The following is a 1,463-nucleotide window of genomic DNA, read 5'->3' on the forward strand; positions in this document are numbered from 1 at the left end:
CGTCCGGTGTACGGCACAAAATGCCATTGCTCGAACTCAGGATCGTACAATGCGATTTCGTCGCAATCTTGTGCCGTCCCGTGTGTTAGCTCGGTCGATGCAAGCGCACGTTCGGCCAGTTCGTACCGACGTTCGTCGGGCCAGCGCAGAAAACCAGCCGCGGTTTCCTGCCACGCAAAAAGGCCAGCACGCTCCCGATACCCGACGTATTCGGCAAGTATGAATTCATCGACTTCGAACTGCGAGGGATACACCGCCCAATGGTGCATAACGGTGGCGCTCCTGCCAAATGCTCCACCGGGCCGCGTAATGATTTGCTTGTTGCACGCCGTCCATCCCATAACGATATCGGCTAATAGTCCCCTTTCGTCTGCATCACAAAACAGGTTTTTCTCGACATCCGACGCTGGCATTACCCGACAAGACTGTCCACTTCTCGCCAACTGTGCCGCCTCGATCATCGCATCGAAGGGCGATAAAAAACAGGTGATAGCGCGACCTTGTTCCGATCGCAGCGCGTCAATGCACCAATCGCCTTGCCTGTCTTTAAACAGCAAGACGTAAGCACGCAGCGCATTAAAATATGGACGCGAGAAAATATGTCTCGTCAACACAAGCATGGTTCCAGTAAGTTGCATGAGACCTATGTCGTCATGTCATGTTGAGAAGCGATAATAAGCGGCCTGGGGTCGCATTTGCACGCACAAATGTCGAATTCCAGCGCGGGAAAGTGAGTCATAATTTGGAAGTCTTCACGCGCCGAGTCGGCATGCGGCAATATATAGCCCTCGGCATTACACGCGGGACACCAAACTTTTGCAAAGATAAAACTTAGAGGCGTACCCTCGTGCTCCATATCCTCGATGCCTTCCATGACCCAACCGCCAGCCGTGGTCTGATCTCCCTGCTTGATGAACGCGCGCCTCATGTCACACTCCTATCCATGTCCACAAGTAGTGAGAGAGGGTGCCATTCAGCTCAAGCTCAGGCATTAATTCCCCGGCCACAAAACGACGTTCAAAGAACCGATTATTATTGCCCATGTAATCTCTGAATGAATAGTTACTGGCCCACGTCCACCGCCCATCGCGCGGGCACGGATCGTTAACGCTGCAGTGGTCTTCCACCGCGCGATCAGCTTCCCAAATCCAGTGCGGGCTGCCATCCATTGGCTCGCCCTTTTCATTGACAATGTTGGTGTAGCTTCTTGCCACCTCGCCCTTGCGTCCGCTGAAAACAAAGCGGCTGCGTTGGGAGTGAATCACGTAACGATAGAATCCATCTTCCGCAAAAGTCTCACCTGGCTTGACTGGGAAACTGGACATATCTTGTCGATGGCGCGCTTCGTACTCGTTCCATTCTTGCGAAGTGGAAGGATAATCGCGCTCGAACGTCGCGCGGGTAGGCTTGCTTCGGTCTGAACGAAAATCCACCTTGCCCATCGTGGCGACGACACCCTCACC

The 1,463-nt window shown here is 53.6% G+C and carries 2 protein-coding genes and 1 pseudogene; all 3 read right to left on the reverse strand.

The window, feature by feature from the left end:
• Positions 1–638, reverse strand: a 638-nt coding sequence (locus AWB64_RS31820) for a hypothetical protein (RefSeq protein WP_157766743.1), incomplete at its 3' end; no start/stop codon positions are given.
• 5 nt (positions 639–643) lie between these two features.
• On the reverse strand, positions 644–928 hold the full coding sequence (locus tag AWB64_RS30535) for a PAAR domain-containing protein (RefSeq protein WP_060859144.1): 285 nt from the start codon (positions 926–928) through the stop codon (positions 644–646).
• Between the two features lies 1 nt (position 929).
• A pseudogene (locus tag AWB64_RS30540) lies at positions 930–1,463 on the reverse strand (hypothetical protein); the annotation flags it as partial.

The sequence above is a fragment of the Caballeronia sordidicola genome, assembly GCF_001544455.2.
In the GTDB taxonomy this organism is placed as follows: domain Bacteria; phylum Pseudomonadota; class Gammaproteobacteria; order Burkholderiales; family Burkholderiaceae; genus Caballeronia; species Caballeronia sordidicola.

Bases quoted from the DNA above. Each gene is read 5' to 3' on its own strand.
- AWB64_RS30535 (WP_060859144.1), bottom strand. From the start codon at position 928: ATGAGGCGCGCGTTCATCAAGCAGGGAGATCAGACCACGGCTGGCGGT.